General features: G+C 68.4%; 16 protein-coding genes. 8 read left to right on the forward strand and 8 right to left on the reverse strand.

All coding sequences use genetic code 11. From position 1 onward, the window contains the following. Window positions 1-104: 104 nt before the first annotated feature. Complete coding sequence (locus BLS95_RS24010) at window positions 105-497, forward strand: winged helix-turn-helix transcriptional regulator (protein ID WP_218135962.1); 393 nt, start codon at window positions 105-107, stop codon at window positions 495-497. A gap of 89 nt (window positions 498-586) precedes the next feature. Here BLS95_RS24010 and BLS95_RS24015 read toward each other — a convergent pair whose 3' ends face one another. Beyond that, the gene (locus BLS95_RS24015) at window positions 587-1048 is read right to left on the reverse strand and encodes an ATP-binding protein (protein ID WP_143043853.1); all 462 of its coding nucleotides are present in this window, start codon (window positions 1046-1048) and stop codon (window positions 587-589) included. Window positions 1049-1432: 384 nt separating this feature from the next. Here BLS95_RS24015 and BLS95_RS24020 point away from each other — a divergent pair, with 384 nt between their 5' ends. The 5 genes from BLS95_RS24020 to BLS95_RS24040 all read left to right on the forward strand — a co-directional run bounded on the left by BLS95_RS24020 (window position 1433) and on the right by BLS95_RS24040 (window position 5419). Beyond that, window positions 1433-2260, forward strand: a complete 828-nt coding sequence (locus BLS95_RS24020) for a helix-turn-helix domain-containing protein (RefSeq protein WP_090935260.1) — start codon at window positions 1433-1435, stop codon at window positions 2258-2260. Further along, complete coding sequence (locus BLS95_RS24025; RefSeq protein ID WP_425434747.1) at window positions 2250-2468, forward strand: DUF397 domain-containing protein; 219 nt, start codon at window positions 2250-2252, stop codon at window positions 2466-2468. Before BLS95_RS24020 ends, BLS95_RS24025 begins: the two co-directional genes overlap by 11 nt. A 274-nt stretch (window positions 2469-2742) precedes the next feature. Continuing rightward, complete coding sequence (locus BLS95_RS24030; RefSeq protein ID WP_090935266.1) at window positions 2743-3210, forward strand: SRPBCC domain-containing protein; 468 nt, start codon at window positions 2743-2745, stop codon at window positions 3208-3210. Between the two features lie 23 nt (window positions 3211-3233). Continuing rightward, the gene (locus BLS95_RS24035) at window positions 3234-3560 is read left to right on the forward strand and encodes an ArsR/SmtB family transcription factor (protein ID WP_090935996.1); all 327 of its coding nucleotides are present in this window, start codon (window positions 3234-3236) and stop codon (window positions 3558-3560) included. A gap of 188 nt (window positions 3561-3748) precedes the next feature. Continuing rightward, a complete protein-coding gene (locus BLS95_RS24040; RefSeq protein WP_090935269.1) occupies window positions 3749-5419 on the forward strand; it encodes a thiamine pyrophosphate-binding protein in 1671 nt (556 codons plus the stop codon). A gap of 148 nt (window positions 5420-5567) precedes the next feature. Here the strand turns inward: BLS95_RS24040 and BLS95_RS24045 are convergent, their stop codons facing one another. Beyond that, a complete protein-coding gene (locus tag BLS95_RS24045) occupies window positions 5568-6191 on the reverse strand; it encodes a TetR/AcrR family transcriptional regulator (RefSeq protein ID WP_090935272.1) in 624 nt (207 codons plus the stop codon). A 121-nt stretch (window positions 6192-6312) separates the two neighbouring features. On the opposite strand from BLS95_RS24045, the gene BLS95_RS24050 reads away from it, so the two are divergent. After that, window positions 6313-6711 (forward strand): ester cyclase, encoded by a 399-nt coding sequence (locus tag BLS95_RS24050; RefSeq protein ID WP_090935274.1) that lies wholly within the window; start codon window positions 6313-6315, stop codon window positions 6709-6711. A gap of 108 nt (window positions 6712-6819) precedes the next feature. Here the strand turns inward: BLS95_RS24050 and efeB are convergent, their stop codons facing one another. The 6 genes from efeB to BLS95_RS24080 form a co-directional block, all read right to left on the reverse strand. Next, the gene (efeB, locus tag BLS95_RS24055; RefSeq protein ID WP_245765233.1) at window positions 6820-8397 is read right to left on the reverse strand and encodes an iron uptake transporter deferrochelatase/peroxidase subunit; all 1578 of its coding nucleotides are present in this window, start codon (window positions 8395-8397) and stop codon (window positions 6820-6822) included. An 11-nt stretch (window positions 8398-8408) separates the two neighbouring features. Then, window positions 8409-9554 carry an iron uptake system protein EfeO gene (efeO, locus tag BLS95_RS24060; protein WP_090935277.1) on the reverse strand — a complete coding sequence of 382 codons (1146 nt, stop codon included), beginning with the start codon at window positions 9552-9554 and terminating at the stop codon, window positions 8409-8411. 11 nt (window positions 9555-9565) lie between these two features. Beyond that, entirely contained in the window at window positions 9566-10411 is an 846-nt protein-coding gene (efeU, locus tag BLS95_RS24065; protein WP_218135963.1) for an iron uptake transporter permease EfeU, read from the reverse strand. 102 nt (window positions 10412-10513) lie between these two features. Beyond that, a complete protein-coding gene (locus BLS95_RS24070) occupies window positions 10514-11356 on the reverse strand; it encodes a carbohydrate ABC transporter permease (RefSeq protein ID WP_090935282.1) in 843 nt (280 codons plus the stop codon). Continuing rightward, window positions 11353-12312, reverse strand: a complete 960-nt coding sequence (locus BLS95_RS24075; protein WP_090935285.1) for a carbohydrate ABC transporter permease — start codon at window positions 12310-12312, stop codon at window positions 11353-11355. The genes BLS95_RS24070 and BLS95_RS24075 overlap by 4 nt, the downstream gene beginning before the upstream one ends. After that, the gene (locus BLS95_RS24080) at window positions 12309-13589 is read right to left on the reverse strand and encodes an extracellular solute-binding protein (protein ID WP_090935289.1); all 1281 of its coding nucleotides are present in this window, start codon (window positions 13587-13589) and stop codon (window positions 12309-12311) included. Before BLS95_RS24080 ends, BLS95_RS24075 begins: the two co-directional genes overlap by 4 nt. A gap of 146 nt (window positions 13590-13735) precedes the next feature. On the opposite strand from BLS95_RS24080, the gene BLS95_RS24085 reads away from it, so the two are divergent. Then, window positions 13736-14746 (forward strand): LacI family DNA-binding transcriptional regulator, encoded by a 1011-nt coding sequence (locus BLS95_RS24085; RefSeq protein WP_090935292.1) that lies wholly within the window; start codon window positions 13736-13738, stop codon window positions 14744-14746. Window positions 14747-14772: the final 26 nt, after the last annotated feature.

Genomic DNA, 14772 nt, shown 5'->3' on the forward strand with positions numbered 1-14772 from the left:
GGCAGGTCATCGAGTCCACGACCCTGGCGGCCGGGACAGCGTGACGCTAACACCATCGGTATAGTAGGTACCTAGGAGAAAGTGACTATCCTGGAGGGATGCACATGGCGGGCAAGCCGACCTGGGCGACGCGTACGCCGGTCGATCCCGAGGACGCCTGCCCCATCGGTCCGGTCGTGGACATCGTGTTCAGCCGGTGGACCACGCCGATCTTGTGGAGCCTGAACGAGCACGGCCGGCAGCGCTTCGTCGAGCTGGAGCGGCGGATCGCCACGATCACGCCGAAGGTGCTGACCCAGAGGCTGCGCCAACTCGAACGGGACGGCCTAATCGTGCGTACCTACTACCCCGAGGTCCCGCCTCGGGTCGAGTATGAGATCAGCGAACTCGGCCGCAGCCTCGCCCCGCTGTTCGCCCACCTTGCGGAATGGTCCGCCGCCAACCTAGGGCAGGTTGAGCAGGCCCGGCACGACTATGACACCCAACCGGGCCATTAGCGCGCCAGCAAGACGGCATTCCAGGGAATGGTCTTCTACCGAACTATTTCCTCGGCCGGGAAATGCATCCGCGCACCCTACCGGCAAGATCATTGGGAGGATTGAGAACACCCTCTCGGCGCACGGATCGGGGTAGCGGCTATGGCGTCGTCGGTCGTGGCGCACTCGGCCCAGACGACGTTCCCGCCCAAGGTGTCGCGGTAGACGCCCCACCGTGCCGCCGTCTGCTGGACCAGCCACAGGCCGCGTCCGTGGCAGGCGTTATCGGTGGTCATGCGAGGGTGGGGGATGGTGCCCGCCCCTTCGTCCATCACTTCGACGCGGGCCAGCTTGTCGCTGATCTCCGTGAGCTCGACGACGATCACACCGCCTGGCCGCGCGGAGCGGGAGTGAAGGAACGCGTTGCTCACCAGCTCACTGACCACGAGTTGCGCGATCTCCACGTTCTGATGCCCTGCCGCCGTCAGCGTACGCCCGACGCAGTGCCGGACAACCGGCACCGCCCAATCCACCCCCGGGACGACCATTTCAGCCAGGAGCCGTTTCCTCACAGCGCCACCTCCCGGATCCGTTGGAGCCCGGCATCATTGAAGCCCTCAGACCGGGTCGATCCGAGGATCACCTGTCCTCGAATTGAGGGGACGATTTCGGTGATATGCAGAAATTTCGCCGGGCTGATGACTTGGGGGTCCTGCACTGCAAGGCTCACCTCGCCACGTCCTCATTTGGTCTCGTTGTGAAAATGCCAGGAAGTAGCTCGCCGGTTCCTGTGATGGCGGAATTATTCTCCGGCGACTTTCCCGATTGCCACTCTCAACCATGCCGTCAACGAGTTACGGTGTCCTCAGAATTCGTCCCAGAGCTATCCCAGACTTTTCCTGGCAAATGCCAGTGAACTCTGGAAACTTCGGCCCCCCACCGCCTCGGAGGACGCGATGCCCGCCCTTAAGGAGCTTGATCCGACCGTCGGTCCAGCGGCGCGCTTCGGCGCTGACCTCCGCAAGTACCGGCTGGCTGCTGGTATGAACCAGTCGGAACTCGGCAAAGCGGCCGGGTACAGCAAATCGAGGATCGGAAATGTCGAACGTGGGGACGAGAAGCCGACCCGCGAGATGATTATCAAGTGCGAGGAGGTGCTGGGCCTCAATGGAGAGCTACTCCTGCACTGGCCCAACATCCACGGCAAGGGAAGTCCCGAGTGGTTCCGCGAGTGGCCGCCGATCGAGCGTCGCGCGGATGCGATCATGACCTTCGCGGCGATGAACTTCCCAGGTCTGGTGCAGACGGAAGAGTACGCACGTGCTGTTTTCGAGGGGGAGCCGAACGCCACGCCGGAGCTGGTGGAGGAGTCCGTGAAGTCGCGCCTGGAAAGGCAGGCGATCTTCAACCGAGGCAAGCCACTCAACTACCTGGCTGTTCTGGATGAGGGGTTGCTCTATCGTCCACTGGGAGGGGACGGGGTGGTTCTCCGCCAGCTGGAACACCTGATCAGGATGGTCGAGCAGCGCCTGATCTCCGTCCAGCTTCTGCCCTATGAGGCGAGGTGTGCGGCGGCGACCGCCGGTCTGATGGTCTTGGCACTGGAAGGCGGGGTGCCGATTGCCGCCTCTGTCGAGTCCGCCCTTCGGGGTACCGTCGTACACGACCCCAAAGAGGTTGCGGCGTTGGTGCGCCGACTTGACACGATACGGAGGTCGGCGCTCCCCGAGCATCTCTCGATCCGGCGCTTCAAGGAGAGAGTGGAACGTGGACTTGAGCCCTGAACTGAGAGCAGAGGTCGAGGACTTCGACGGCTACATCACCGCGTCGAGCGGCCAGGGCGGTGAGTGTATCTACGCCAAGCGGCTGTCCAACGGGATGGTCGCGATCCGCGACAGCGAGCAGCCGGACGTGTATCCGACGGTGGTGCGCGGGGCCGTCTGGGAGAAGTTCGCCGAGGGGGTCAAGGCCGGAGTCTTCGACCACCTTTGAATCGCACGCGATTCCCGGACCCCCACGGCCCCCGGTCCTCGATCGGGGGCCGTTCCGTGGCCATCGAAGCTTCAGAGGCTCGCCCGCGCCGCAGGCCAGGCCATCCACCAATCGGCTCAGGCGGTACCGGTCCTCGGCGGGGAACCGGGTGCCTGTGGCTGAACAAGGTCGCCGGAGCGGCCCAGCGGGCCTCGAACTGACACCGGAGGGTTGCAGTACAGCCGGTTATCTGCAACCTTTAGGTGTCAGTACGGCTCGAGCCAAGGAGGTTGGTATGGAAGACGTGCGGGACGAGCAGGACAGCGTCGAGCGGGAGATCGTCGTCGCCGCGCCGGTGGAGAGGGTGTGGGAGCTGATCACGAAGCCCGAGCATGTACGTGTCTGGTACGCCTTCGACGGGACGAGCATCGACTTGCGGCCGGGTGGGACGATCGAGCACATTTGGCGGGAGCACGGCCGCTTCCTTGGTGTCGTCGAGGACGTTGTACCGCCCACGCTGTTCACCTACTGGTACTCCAATGTGCCTGACACCGAACCCGCCCCGGGCACGCGTACCCACGTGTCGTTCCGGCTCGAACCCACCGCTGACGGGCACGGCACCGTGCTCCGGGTACGGGAGAGCGGGCTGGGAGAGCTGACGTTGTCGCAGGAGGAGCGGCGGGCCTACCTGGCCGCCACCACCCAGGGCTGGTCCGGCGGACTGACGAACCTGCGCGAACATGCCGAGCGGGTGGCGAGGTGACCGCCGCTCCGCCGTGTGCCGAGATGCCCGCCGAAGCTGCGGTGGAGGTGCTGGCCGCGCTGGCGGAGCCGATGCGGTGGCGGTTGCTCGCGCTGCTGTCCGCTGAAGCGCAGAGCGCCTCGGCCTTGTCACGGACACTGCCTGTCAGCCGTACGGCGGTGCAGAAGCATCTGGCCGTGCTCGAACGCAGCGACCTGGTCCGCCGCACGCGAGTGGGGCGAGAGATCCGCTACGCCGTGCACACCGAACCGCTCACCAGCATCGGCCGCTGGATGGCCGAGGTCGCGGCCGTGTGGGACACCCGTCTCGCCGCACTGAAGCGCCTCGCCGAAGACGTCGGTGACCGTTGATGCCAGCCGCCTCGACACCTGCGTTATCTTGGGTGGCGCCCAAGGTGGCGATTCCGGATCGTCCACGACGGTCATCTGCCGTTACCGTGAGGCGTTATGGAGGCAATTGAGGTCGCCGGTCTCATCCCCCGACTGCCGACGCCGATCACGAGCCTGGCCCACCGCGCTCCCGACCGCCAGGCCGGGCGATGATCGTCGCCGAGGTGGTGGGCCGCACGCTGGCCGCCCTTGGCGTGGACATGGTGTTCGGCGTGGTGGGTGGTGGCAATTTCCGCGTGACCAGCGCGCTGGTGAATGGCGGCGCCCGTTTCATTGCCGCGCGCCATGAGGGCGGGGCCGCCACGATGGCCGACGCGTACGCCCGCGTGAGCGGCAAGGTCGGTGTGGTGAGCGTGCACCAGGGGCCGGGGCTGACCAACGTGCTGACCGGGCTCACCGAGGCCGCCAAGAGTGGCACTCCGCTGGTGGTGCTGGCAGGCGAGGCCACCGACCCGCGTTCCGGCCGGCACATCGACCAGGACGCCCTGGCCGCCGCCGTCGGCGCGGTGCCGATGCGGGTGGAGGACGCCGGCTCCGCGGCCGGGACCGCCGCCGAGGCGTACGCGACGGCGACCCGCGACCGCCGGGTCGTGCTCCTCAACCTGCCGCTGGAGGTGCAGCACGCCGACGCCCCACCCGCCGCGGGCGAGCCGCCGGCCCTTCCGGTGCGGGACGCCGCCCCCCTGGCCCGCGTGTGGCCGGACAGCGGGGCCGAGGCCCTGGCCTGGATGCTGATGCGGTCCGGGAAACCGGTGTTCGTCGCCGGGCGCGGCGCCCGGCACGCCCGGCGCGAGCTCGAAGAGCTGGCCGACCTCGTCGGGGCGCTGCTGGCCACCTCGACGGCGGCCAAGGGGCTCTTCCGCGGTAGTCCGTGGGACCTCGACGTCAGCGGAGCCTTCTCCTCCCCGCTGACCGCCCGGCTCATCCGCGGCGCCGACATCATGGTGGCCTGGGGTTGCTCGCTCAACCCGTGGACCACCCGGCACGGCGCGCTGATCGGGCCCGGCACCGAGGTCGTCCAGGTCGACCTGGACCCGGAGTCCATCGCCACCCACCGCAGGGTCTCCCTGGGCCTGGCCGGTGACATTTCCGACGTGGCCGCCGCCGTCGCCGGCGCGTTGCGCCCCGCGGGGTCGCACCCGTCGAACCCGGTGCTGCGTGGCTACCGTACGCGGGCCCTGGCCGACCGGATCGCGGCCGAACGTGCCTGGCGGAGTGTGCCGTACGAGGACGAGAGCGGCGACGGCCGCATCGACCCCCGGACGCTCACGATAGCCCTGGACGACCTGCTTCCCGGCGAACGCATCGTCGCCACCGACTCCGGAAATTTCATGGGATATCCAGTCATGTTCCTGGACGTCCCCGACGAGGGCGGCTTCTGCTTCACCCAGGGCTTCGAGTCCATCGGCCTCGGCCTGGCCACCGCCGTGGGCGCCGCGCTGGCCCGTCCCGATCGCCTGCCCGTCGCCGCCATCGGCGACGGTGGTGCGCTGATGGGCATCGCTGAGCTGGAGACGGTGGTCCGGCTCGGGCTGCCCATGGTGATCGTGGTCTACGACGACGAGACGTACGGCGCCGAAGCGCACCGCTTACCCGGGCACCGCCTGGAAACCGTTACCTCCCCGCCCGCCGATCTGGCCTCCATCGCGCGCGGTTACGGCTGCGCCGCCGTCACCGTCACCGCTCTGCGGGATCTCGACGCCGTGGCCACCTGGCTGAACGGCCCGCGCGACCGCCCGCTACTCGTCCACGCCAAGATCACCCGCGACCATCACCCATGGTGGCTGGAGGGATCCCCCGAACGTCCCCGCCCGGCTTGACTCTCCCGCCGGGTTTCACCTACAAGGGGAGGCGGGAAACCACTCGACCAACAAGCCGATGAACAGTCGCGTGACCGCCGACTGTGACTGCCCGCCCCGAGAAAGAAGCTGCTGTCGCGCAGGTTCCTGGCTCAAGAGTGTGTGTTGCTCACCGGGGGTGGGGTCGTAGCCCGTCGAGGATGAGTTGGGCGATGTGCGCGGAGCGGTCGCGGCTGGTTTCCGCGCCTATGTGGCGGATCGCGGCGAAGGCGCCGGCGACCAGGGCCATGACCTCCTCGACGGTGAGGTCGGAGCGTACGGTGCCGGCTGCGTGTGCGCGATCCAGCAGGTCCGCGACATGGCGCGTGAGATCCGCCGCAACATCCGGGGCGGCGGTGCGCAGGTCGAACTCGGCGGCCACCAGCGCGCTCTTGACCGCTACGTTCTCGGCGCCGCTGGCCATCATCGCCGACAGCAGCGTGAACAGGGCTGCGGGATCGCTGCTTGCGGCAAGCGCTTCCGCTTCCGCCACCAGTTGCCTGATCTGGTCGGTCGCGACGGCGAGATACAGCGCTTCCTTCGCCGGGAAGTGCCGGTGGACGGTGCCGGGGCCAACGCCCGCGCGGCGGGCGATCTCATCGAGCGAGACGCCAAGACCTTCCGTCGCGAACAGTTGCTGCGCTGTTCGCAGGACCCGCTCGCGATTGCGGCGCGCGTCAGCCCGCAGCTTCCGGTCGCTCCCGTGGGCTGTCGTCGGGTTGGGTGGGGGTGGCTCAGGCGGCTGGCTGGACATGTCGATCTCAGCATAACCGGTGCGCCGCACCGTATAGTGTGCCGTAACCGGGGCGGTGCACCGGTTAGTGAGCTGCGCCGCCTCTTAGGGCCCGATGCGTCAGCATGAGGAGACCACGCCGATGACCACACGCGAAGACGCGGCCGCCCTGGTACGGCGGATGCAGGAGTGCTTCAACAGCCGGCAGTTCGACCAGGCCGCGGACCTGCACACCCCCGGCTTCTTCAACCATCCGCTCGGCACCACCGGATTCGAGGCGGGCAAGGACGCCTGGCGTGCGGTTACTGCCCGGTTTCCCGGCATGCGCGTCGTCGCCCAGGACATCCTGGTTGATGGCGACAAGGCCGCCGTCCGCTCGACCGTCGAGGGGATCGCGGCCTCGGGCGGCGATGCGGGGCCCATGCTGTTCGAAATCTTCCGCATCCACAATGGGCGGTTCGCGGAGATGTGGGGGGCCAGTGCGGGATTCCCGGCCTCGGCCAGCCCTGAGGATTTGCTCACCAACCCCGAGGCGAGCTGACCGGCGGCAACCACTCCTTATCCGGCCCAGGTCGAAGGGCGCTTGGAGACGTGCCTCAATGAGGACAGCCTGAGCTCTGTGCGCGAAGCCCTTTGTGCTTGGGCGGGGTTACTGGGGTTCGAAGAGGGTGCGGCCCCAGTAGTCGCCTGCGTCTCGTACGCCTGGGGGGCAGGCGAACAGGGCGCTGGAGACGTGTTTGATGTACTCGTTGAGGGGGTCGTTCTTGGCCAACGTCAGCTGTATCGGGACGAACTGCTTCCGCGGGTCACGTTGGTACGCGATGAAGAACAGGCCCGCGTCGAGCCGGCCGAGGCCGTCTGAGCCGTCGACGAAGTTGTAGCCCCTGCGCAGGAGGTGGGCGTTGCCGTGGGCGGTCGGGTGGGCCAGGCGTATGTGGGCGTCATCCTTGATGTACGGCTGTCCGTCCGGGGCCCTGGCCGTGAAGTCCAGGGGGTCGAACTCGGACTTCTTGCCCAGCGGAGCGCCCTCGACCTTGTCCCGGCCGAAGATCTGCTCCTGCTCGGCCAGCGATGTGCGGTCCCAGGTCTCGATGGTCATTCTGATCTTCCTGGTGACCACGTAGCTGCCGCCGGCCATCCATGGGGTGCCGTCTCGCGCGTCCGCCCACAGTTGGGCGCGCAGGAGGTCGGCGTCCTCCAGTTTGAGGTTGTTCGTACCGTCCTTGAAGCCCATGAGGTTGCGCGGGGTGGCCTGCGCGCGGGATGTGGAGGACGTACGGCCGAAGCCGAGTTGTGACCAGCGTACGGAGACCTTGCCGAAGCCGATCCTGGCGAGGTTGCGGATGGCGTGCACGGCTACCTGGGGGTCGTGGGCGCAGGCCTGGACACAGAGGTCACCTCCTGAAATGTCCGGAATGAGTTGCTCTCCCGGAAATTTCGGAAGGTCGGCGAGGGCGGCGGGGCGTAGCCGGGCCAGCCCGAAGCGCTCGTCGAAGAGGGAGGGCCCGAACCCGATCGTCAGCGTCAGCCCCGAGGCCGGCAGTCCCAGCGCCTCGCCGGTGTCGTCGGGCGCGGCCTGCGGGGACACCCCGGCCGCGCCGAACGCCCCCGCCTCCTTGCCCTGCGTCAGCCGCGCCGCCGCGGCCGTCCACTCCTGTAGCAGCTCGACCAGTTCGGCCCGATCGTCGGTGATGACGTCGAAGGCCGCGAAATGGAGCCGATCCTGGGCGGGGGTGACGATGCCGGCCTGGTGCTCGCCGTAGAAGGGGTACGGGTCGGAGGACGACGCGGCGGCGGCGTGCGCCATCTGAGCCAGGTTCGCGGCGGGAGGGGCGGGTGTGGCGGACCGCTCGCCCAGCAGGAGGGAGTGGGCCGTCACAGCTCCGGCGCCCACCACCGCGGCACCGGCCGCTCCCAGCCCGAGCAGCCCTCTCCGGCTGAGCCCGCGCCCCTCGCGACCCTCGCCGGTCCCGCCACCCCTGCCGGTCCCGCCACCCCTGCCGGTCTCGCGGCCCTTGCCGGTCTCCCGGGTGTCGCCGGTCTCCCGGGTGTCGCCGGTCTCGCGGGTGCCGCGGGTGTCGCGGGTCTCCTGGGCGTCGCCGGGCTCGCCTTTGGAGGTGCTTCGGTGGTTCGTGGCTGCTCCGTCTTTCGTGGTGTTCCCGTCGCCCACGGCTGCCTCGCCTTTCGAGGTGTCCCCGGCGCCCTCGGAGTTCGCAGGTTCCGCCATCGTCGCCACCCCTACTTTGCCACCACCGGCGCGACCTCGCTGATCGGCTCGCCCAGCGCGTTGATCGCGTCCGACAACGTCTTCAGCTCGGCCTTCGACAGCTCGTTGTGCAGCCGCCAGCCATCGCCCTTCTGGTGCACCGCGAGCGCCGCCTCGGCCGCCGCGAACTTCTCGTCCAGCGTCTTGACCAGGTCAGGAGCGCGTTCCTCCAGCACCGGCCGGAGGGACTGCACGGCGGCCTTGGAGCCTTCGAGGTTGGCGTCGAAGTCCCACAGGTCGGTGTGCGACCAGATGTCCTCCTCGCCGGTGATCTTCCCCGTCGCCACCTCGTCGAGCAGTTCCTTGGCGCCGTTGGCCAGGTTCAGTGGGGTCAGCTGGGCGGCGTTCGCCTTCGTCACGATGGTCTTGACGTCGGCGATCAGCTTGTCGGCCACCGGGCCGTCCTTGCTGACGTCCTTGTGGATCCACAGGTCCTTCTCGATCCGGTGGAAACCGGTCCACTCCTCGCCCTCGGCCAGGTCGGCCTCGCGGGCGTCGATGGCCGGGTCGAGGTCGCCGAAGATCTCCGCCACCGGCTCGATGCGCTCCCAGTACGTACGCGAGACCGGGAAGAGCTCCTTGGCCCGGTCGATCTCGCCCGCCTTGACCGCGTCCACGAACTCCTGCGTCTTGACCAGCAACGTGTCGCTCTGCGTCTTGATGTAACGCTTGTAACTCTGGACGGCGTCGGCCAGCTTGGCGTCCGCGGTGAGCGCCTGGTGTTCGCCGGTCACCTTGAGCGCGTTGCGGATGCCCTTGCCGATCATGCCGGGCTTGCACACGGTCTCGTACGCGCCCGCGGGCAACTCGGCGATGAGCTCCCTGGTCAGGCCGGGCACGATGTTCTCGACCTCGGCCATGACCCGGTCGCCGGGGGCGTACACGTAGAACTCGGTGACCTTGCTGCCGCCGTTCGTGATCGCGAAGGTGGTGGTGCCGGCCGCGACCTCGGAGGCGGCGACCTTGCACTCGGTGTCGGAGGCGGCTACGGCGATCTTGCCGGGAGCGGCGGACCCGGAGGCCGTGGGGGTGCCGCCGGAGCCGCAGGCGGTCAGCCCCGCCAGGGTGAGCGCCGCCAGGACGAGCGCTCCCGCGGACGGGCGGATTGCGGTGTGCATGGTGCTCCTGTTCAGGCCGCGGAGGAGGCGGGGGCCGGAGTGGACTTCATCCGCTGCGGGCGCAGGAAGAAGAAGAGAGTCGGGACCAGGTAGACGGCCCAGGCCACGACCTCGGCCACGCTGGGCTGCGGAGTGATGTTGAGCATTCCCGCCAGCAACGTTCCGTACCAGGAGTCGGCCGGTATGACGGCGCTGATGTCGAAGGCGTAGGTGCTCAGGCCGGGCAGCACGCCGGCCTCCTGGAGGTCGTGCACGCCGTACTTGAAGATGCCCGCGGCCACCAGGATCAGCAGGAGCCCCGTCCAGGTGAAGAACTTCGTCAGGTTGATCCGCACGGCACTGCGGTAGAGGCCCCAGCCGATGAGCACGGCGCTGACCAGTCCCAGGCTGATCCCGGTCAGCGGCGCCACGGACGTGGTGGCGCCCTGCACGGACGCGAAGAACAGCAGCGCGGTCTCCAGCCCCTCGCGGGCCACGGCGAGGAAGGCCATCACGACCACCGCCAAGGAGCCGAGCCGCAGCGCGTCGGAGAGCTTGCCGCGCAGCTCGCCGGAGAGAGCGCGGGCGGCCCGCCGCATCCAGAAGATCATCCAGGTCACGAACACCACCGCGAGGAGCGAGGTGATCGCGTCGAACAGCTCCTGGCTCTGGTATTCGAGGTGCGCCGCCGTGAAGGTCAGCAGCGCCCCGAACGCCACGGACAGGGCCACCGCCGCGCCGACGCCGGCCCAGACCTGGGGGAGTTTCTCCTTGCGGTCGCTTTTGACGAGGAATGCGATGAGGACGGAGACGACGAGCGCCGCTTCCAGTCCTTCACGCAGTCCGATGAGGTAGCTGGCGAACACCGTCCCACCCATCGACTGAGGAAAGGCTTACCTAATTAGTGCAGGCGAAGCATACCCAGCGCAAGGACGGAACGACACAATCACCCCCTCAGAAACACTTCCCCAGGTCAGAGATCACCCCTTCGTCGCACCGGCGGTCAGGCCGCCGACCAGGTGGCGTTCGGCGATGGCGTAGAAGCCGAGTGCGGGCACCATGGCCAGGACGAGGTAGGCCAGGATGCGGGCGGTGTCGGAGGCGTACTGGCCCTGGAACTGCTGGATGCCCAGCGGCAGCGTCCAGCTCGACTCGTCGCTGAAGACCACGAGCGGCAGCATGAAGTTGTTCCAGCTGCCCACGACGGCCAGCACCGACACGGTGGCGATCGCCGGTCGCGCCATCGGCAGCAGGATCCGCCAGAAGAACCCGAACGGGCTGCAGCCGTCGATGATGGCCGCCTCCTCGATCTCGCCCGGGATGCTGCGGAAGAAGCCGCGCAGGATGATGATCGTCAGTGGCAGCCCGAACGCGGCCTGCGTCAGGATGACGCCCAGCGGGTTGTCCAGCAGGCCGAACATCCGCAGCAGCACGAAGATCGGCAGAATGGCCACCGCGAACGGGAACATCAGCCCCGCCGTGAACAGCGTGAAATACAGCTCCCTGCCCCGGAAGGCGAACCTGGCGAAGATGAACGCCGCCAGCGCCGCCACCCCGACGGTCAGCACGGTCGTGGCGACCGCGATGAACGTGCTGTTCCACAGCTGCAGCCAGAACCCGCCGGAGCCGAGCACGTCGGTGTAGTTGGCCGTCATCCACGTCTCGGGCAGGCCGAACGGGTTGCTGGACAGCTCGCTGGTGGATTTGAAGCCGCCGAGCAGCGCGTACACGACCGGGATCAGGATGAACGCGCCGACGATCCACGCGATCGCGTGCAGCGGGAGGGTGTTGCGCCGGATCGGGGCCGGCTTCCCGTGGTTCATCGGCGATCTCCCATGCTGGTGGCCGCGCCCGCCAGGTCGCGGCGCATCACGAGACGCTGGTAGACGAGGGCGAAGACGAGGCTGAGCAGGAACATCACGACGCTGATGGCGCTGGCGTAGCCGACCTGGGAGCGCTTGAAGCCCCAGTCGATCATCGTGACGGCCATCGTCTCGGAGGAGTGCGACGGCCCGCCCTGGGTGAGGATCCACACCAGGTCGAAGAGCTGGATGGTGTAGATGACGGACAGGAAGATGCTGATCCGGATGGTCGGGCCCAGCAGCGGCAGCGTGATGTGCCTGAACGTCTTCCAGGCCGTCGCGCCGTCGATCTGGGCGGCCTCGACGAGCTCGTTGGGGATGTTCTGCCGCCCGGCCAGATAGATCATCATGTGGAAGCCGAAATATTTCCAGGTCATCACCAGGAAGAGGGACGGCATCACGGTGTCGGGATGGGCCAGGAACTCCGACTCCATGCCGAACACCGACAGGATCCGGTTCGCCAGCCCCGAGTCGGGCGACAGGATCAGCGAGAAGAGCACGCCGGTGATCACTTCGGAGAGCACGTACGGCGCGAAGAACACCACCCGGTAGAACGCCCGCCCGCGGATGCGCTGGTTCAACAGCATGGCGATGGCCAGCGAGAACGGCAGCTGGATCACGATGGACAGCACGACCAGGACCAGCAGGTGCCACAGGTCCTGGGCGAAGATCTCGGTGCTGAACAGCCTGGTGAAGTTGTCCAGCCCGATGAAGTCGGTGGGCAGGCCGCCGAACCCGTTCCACCGGAACACGCTGGCGTACAGCGCCACCAGGATGGGGGCCACCACCAGCGCCAGGAACAGCACGAGCGCGGGCAGCAGGAACAGGGCGATGGTCACCCAGCGGCTGCGCCGCTTGGGGGTGGAGGCGGGGGCCGGAAGCCGACGAGCCTCCGGCCCTCTCGTGAGAGTCGTCATCCTTCGCTCTTGGCCACTTCGGTGATGTCCTGACCGACTTCCTCGGGGGTCTTGGTGCCGCCGATGAGCTCGGCCGTGCTGTCGTTGACCTGCTGGCCCACGGCGGGCGGATAGGCCTGGTCGAGGTAGAGCTGGTAGCCGCCGGCCGTGGCCAGCAGGGTCGCCACCTGCTTGAGGTTGGCGTCCTTGATCACGCTCTCCTCGCCCTTGAGCACCGGCAGCACGCCGCCGGCCTCCACGGCCTTGGAGTGGTTGCCCATCTCCGTCATGAACTTCACGAACGCCACCGCCTCCGGCGGGGCGTCCGCGCCCACGGCCAGCCCGCCGCCGCCGCCGAACGCGTCGGTGGCCGCGCCCTTGCCGCCCTCGACCGCGGGGAACGGGAAGAAGCCCAGGTCCTCGCCGAGCCCCTTGCCCGCGTCGGCCTGCACGCTCGGCGCCCACTGGCCCATCAGCTCCATGGCCGCCTTGCCGTTGCTCACCGCGGCCGCCTGGCCGTCCGGGGTGGAGTACGCGGCGCCCAGGAAGCCCTTCTGGAACGGCTGCAGGTCGGCCAGCGCCTTGAGCTGCTGTCCCGCGGCCACGAAGTCGGGCTTGGTGAAGTCGTGGTCCACGCCCGCCTGCTGGAGCGCCGGCAGCCCGGCGATGCGCATGGCGAGGTAGGCCCAGTAGTAGTGGCCCGGCCACTTCTCCTTGCCGGCCAGGGCGATCGGGGTGATGCCCGCGGCCTTGAGCTTCTTGACGTCATCGAGGAACGCCGACCAGGTGGCCGGCGGCTCGGTGATGCCCGCCTGCTGGAAGAGTTTCTTGTTGTACCAGAAGCCGACCATGCCGATGTCGGTCGGCAACCCGTACGTCTTGCCGTCGAGCTGGTACGCGCTCAGCGCCGCCGGCGTGAAGTTGGGCAGCACGTCGGCGACGTCGGCCGAGATGTCCTTGACCAGCCCGGCGTCGATCTGCTGCTTCAGGACCCCGCCGCCCCACGACGCGAACACGTCGGGCGCCTGGCCCGACTGCGTGATCGTGGTGAGCTTGGCCTTGTAGGCGTCGTTCTCCAGAACGGTGGCCTTGATGGTGACGTTCGGGTTCTTGGCCTCGAACTCCTTGGCGCGTTGCGCCCACAGCGACTTGAGCGGCTCGGCGGTCGACAGGTGCCACCATTCGAGCGTGACCTTGCCCGGCGACCCCTGCTGAGGAGCGGCGGATTCCCCGCCACCACCGCCCCCACACCCGGCCACCAGGACTGCGGTCGCGATCAATGCCAGAGTGCGTTTCATTAGGGGCCCTCTCCTTGGCATGGCGAAAGTTTCGTGAACACCCCGAAATTTTTCGTTGCCTGGATCGTAGGTAAACGCCATGTAAAGCGTCAACACCTCGGGCGGGAGCAATCCCAAACCGAAACTTTCGGATACACTCCCCATTTGTGTCAGCGAAGAGGCGGGTCACGATCGCACTGATCGCGGAGGAGGCCGGGGTCTCCATCCCGACGGTCTCGAAAGTCATCAACGGGCGCCCGGAAGTAGCCCCGGCGACCCGCCATCGTGTCGAGCGGCTGCTGCAGGAGCACGGCTATCAGCGGCGCATCAGCCAGGACGACACCCCGGCGGGCCTGGTGGACGTGGTGTTCGCCGAGATCGAGTCGCCGTGGGCCATGGAGATCGTGCGCGGCGCGGAGAGCGCGGCCCACGAGGCCGGGGCCAGCGTCGTCATCTCGGTCCTGCACACGCACGCGGGCCCGGGCCGCGACTGGCTGGAGCGGCTGGCCGCGCGCCGCACCGACGGCGTGGTGATCGTCGCCTCGAAGCTGTCCACCGGGATCCAGGCCCAGCTGAGCGCCCGGTCGCTGCCGTTCGCGGTGGTGGACCCGGAGGGCGAGCCCGCCCCCGGCGTGGTCTCGGTCGGCGCGACCAACTGGAACGGCGGCCTGGCCGCCACCCGCCACCTGCTCGAACTCGGCCACCGGCGGATCGGCACCATCAGCGGCCCGGCCGACATGCTGTGCAGCCAGGCCCGGGTGGACGGTTATCGGGCGGCGCTGGAGACCGCCGGGGTGCCGATCGCGCCCGAGCTGATCAGGCGTGGCACGTTCCTGGTGGAGTCGGGCCACGACGAGGGGCACGCGCTGCTCTCGCTCGACGAGCCGCCGACGGCGATCTTCGCGGGGAGCGATCTGATGGCCTTCGGCGTGTTCGAGGCGGCCCGGCAGCGGGGGTTGCGGGTTCCGGCGGATCTGAGCGTGGTGGGGTTCGACGATCTCCCGCTGGCCAAGTCGGCCTGGCCGCCGCTGACGACCGTACGCCAGCCGTTGCAGGAGATGGCGGCGCTGGCCACGCGTACGGTGCTGGCGATGGGCCGGGGCGAGGTGCCGGACAGCAAGCGGGTGGAGCTAGCCACGGAGCTGATCGTCCGGGAGAGCACCGCGGCGTACGGGTAGCCCGTCGGCAGGGGTCGGTAGGGTCT

This window comes from Nonomuraea jiangxiensis (assembly GCF_900099965.1).
In the GTDB taxonomy this organism is placed as follows: domain Bacteria; phylum Actinomycetota; class Actinomycetes; order Streptosporangiales; family Streptosporangiaceae; genus Nonomuraea; species Nonomuraea jiangxiensis.

What these genes read in the sequence shown, in the direction of transcription:
- BLS95_RS24010 (WP_218135962.1), top strand. Translation starts at nt 105, where the DNA reads ATGGCGGGCAAGCCGACCTGGGCGACGCGTACGCCGGTCGATCCCGAG.
- BLS95_RS24020 (WP_090935260.1), top strand. Translation starts at nt 1,433, where the DNA reads ATGCCCGCCCTTAAGGAGCTTGATCCGACCGTCGGTCCAGCGGCGCGC.
- BLS95_RS24030 (WP_090935266.1), top strand. Translation starts at nt 2,743, where the DNA reads ATGGAAGACGTGCGGGACGAGCAGGACAGCGTCGAGCGGGAGATCGTC.
- BLS95_RS24035 (WP_090935996.1), top strand. Translation starts at nt 3,234, where the DNA reads ATGCCCGCCGAAGCTGCGGTGGAGGTGCTGGCCGCGCTGGCGGAGCCG.
- BLS95_RS24040 (WP_090935269.1), top strand. Translation starts at nt 3,749, where the DNA reads ATGATCGTCGCCGAGGTGGTGGGCCGCACGCTGGCCGCCCTTGGCGTG.
- BLS95_RS24045 (WP_090935272.1), bottom strand. Translation starts at nt 6,191, where the DNA reads ATGTCCAGCCAGCCGCCTGAGCCACCCCCACCCAACCCGACGACAGCC.
- BLS95_RS24050 (WP_090935274.1), top strand. Translation starts at nt 6,313, where the DNA reads ATGACCACACGCGAAGACGCGGCCGCCCTGGTACGGCGGATGCAGGAG.
- efeB (WP_245765233.1), bottom strand. Translation starts at nt 8,397, where the DNA reads ATGGCGGAACCTGCGAACTCCGAGGGCGCCGGGGACACCTCGAAAGGC.
- efeO (WP_090935277.1), bottom strand. Translation starts at nt 9,554, where the DNA reads ATGCACACCGCAATCCGCCCGTCCGCGGGAGCGCTCGTCCTGGCGGCG.
- efeU (WP_218135963.1), bottom strand. Translation starts at nt 10,411, where the DNA reads ATGGGTGGGACGGTGTTCGCCAGCTACCTCATCGGACTGCGTGAAGGA.
- BLS95_RS24070 (WP_090935282.1), bottom strand. Translation starts at nt 11,356, where the DNA reads ATGAACCACGGGAAGCCGGCCCCGATCCGGCGCAACACCCTCCCGCTG.
- BLS95_RS24075 (WP_090935285.1), bottom strand. Translation starts at nt 12,312, where the DNA reads ATGACGACTCTCACGAGAGGGCCGGAGGCTCGTCGGCTTCCGGCCCCC.
- BLS95_RS24080 (WP_090935289.1), bottom strand. Translation starts at nt 13,589, where the DNA reads ATGAAACGCACTCTGGCATTGATCGCGACCGCAGTCCTGGTGGCCGGG.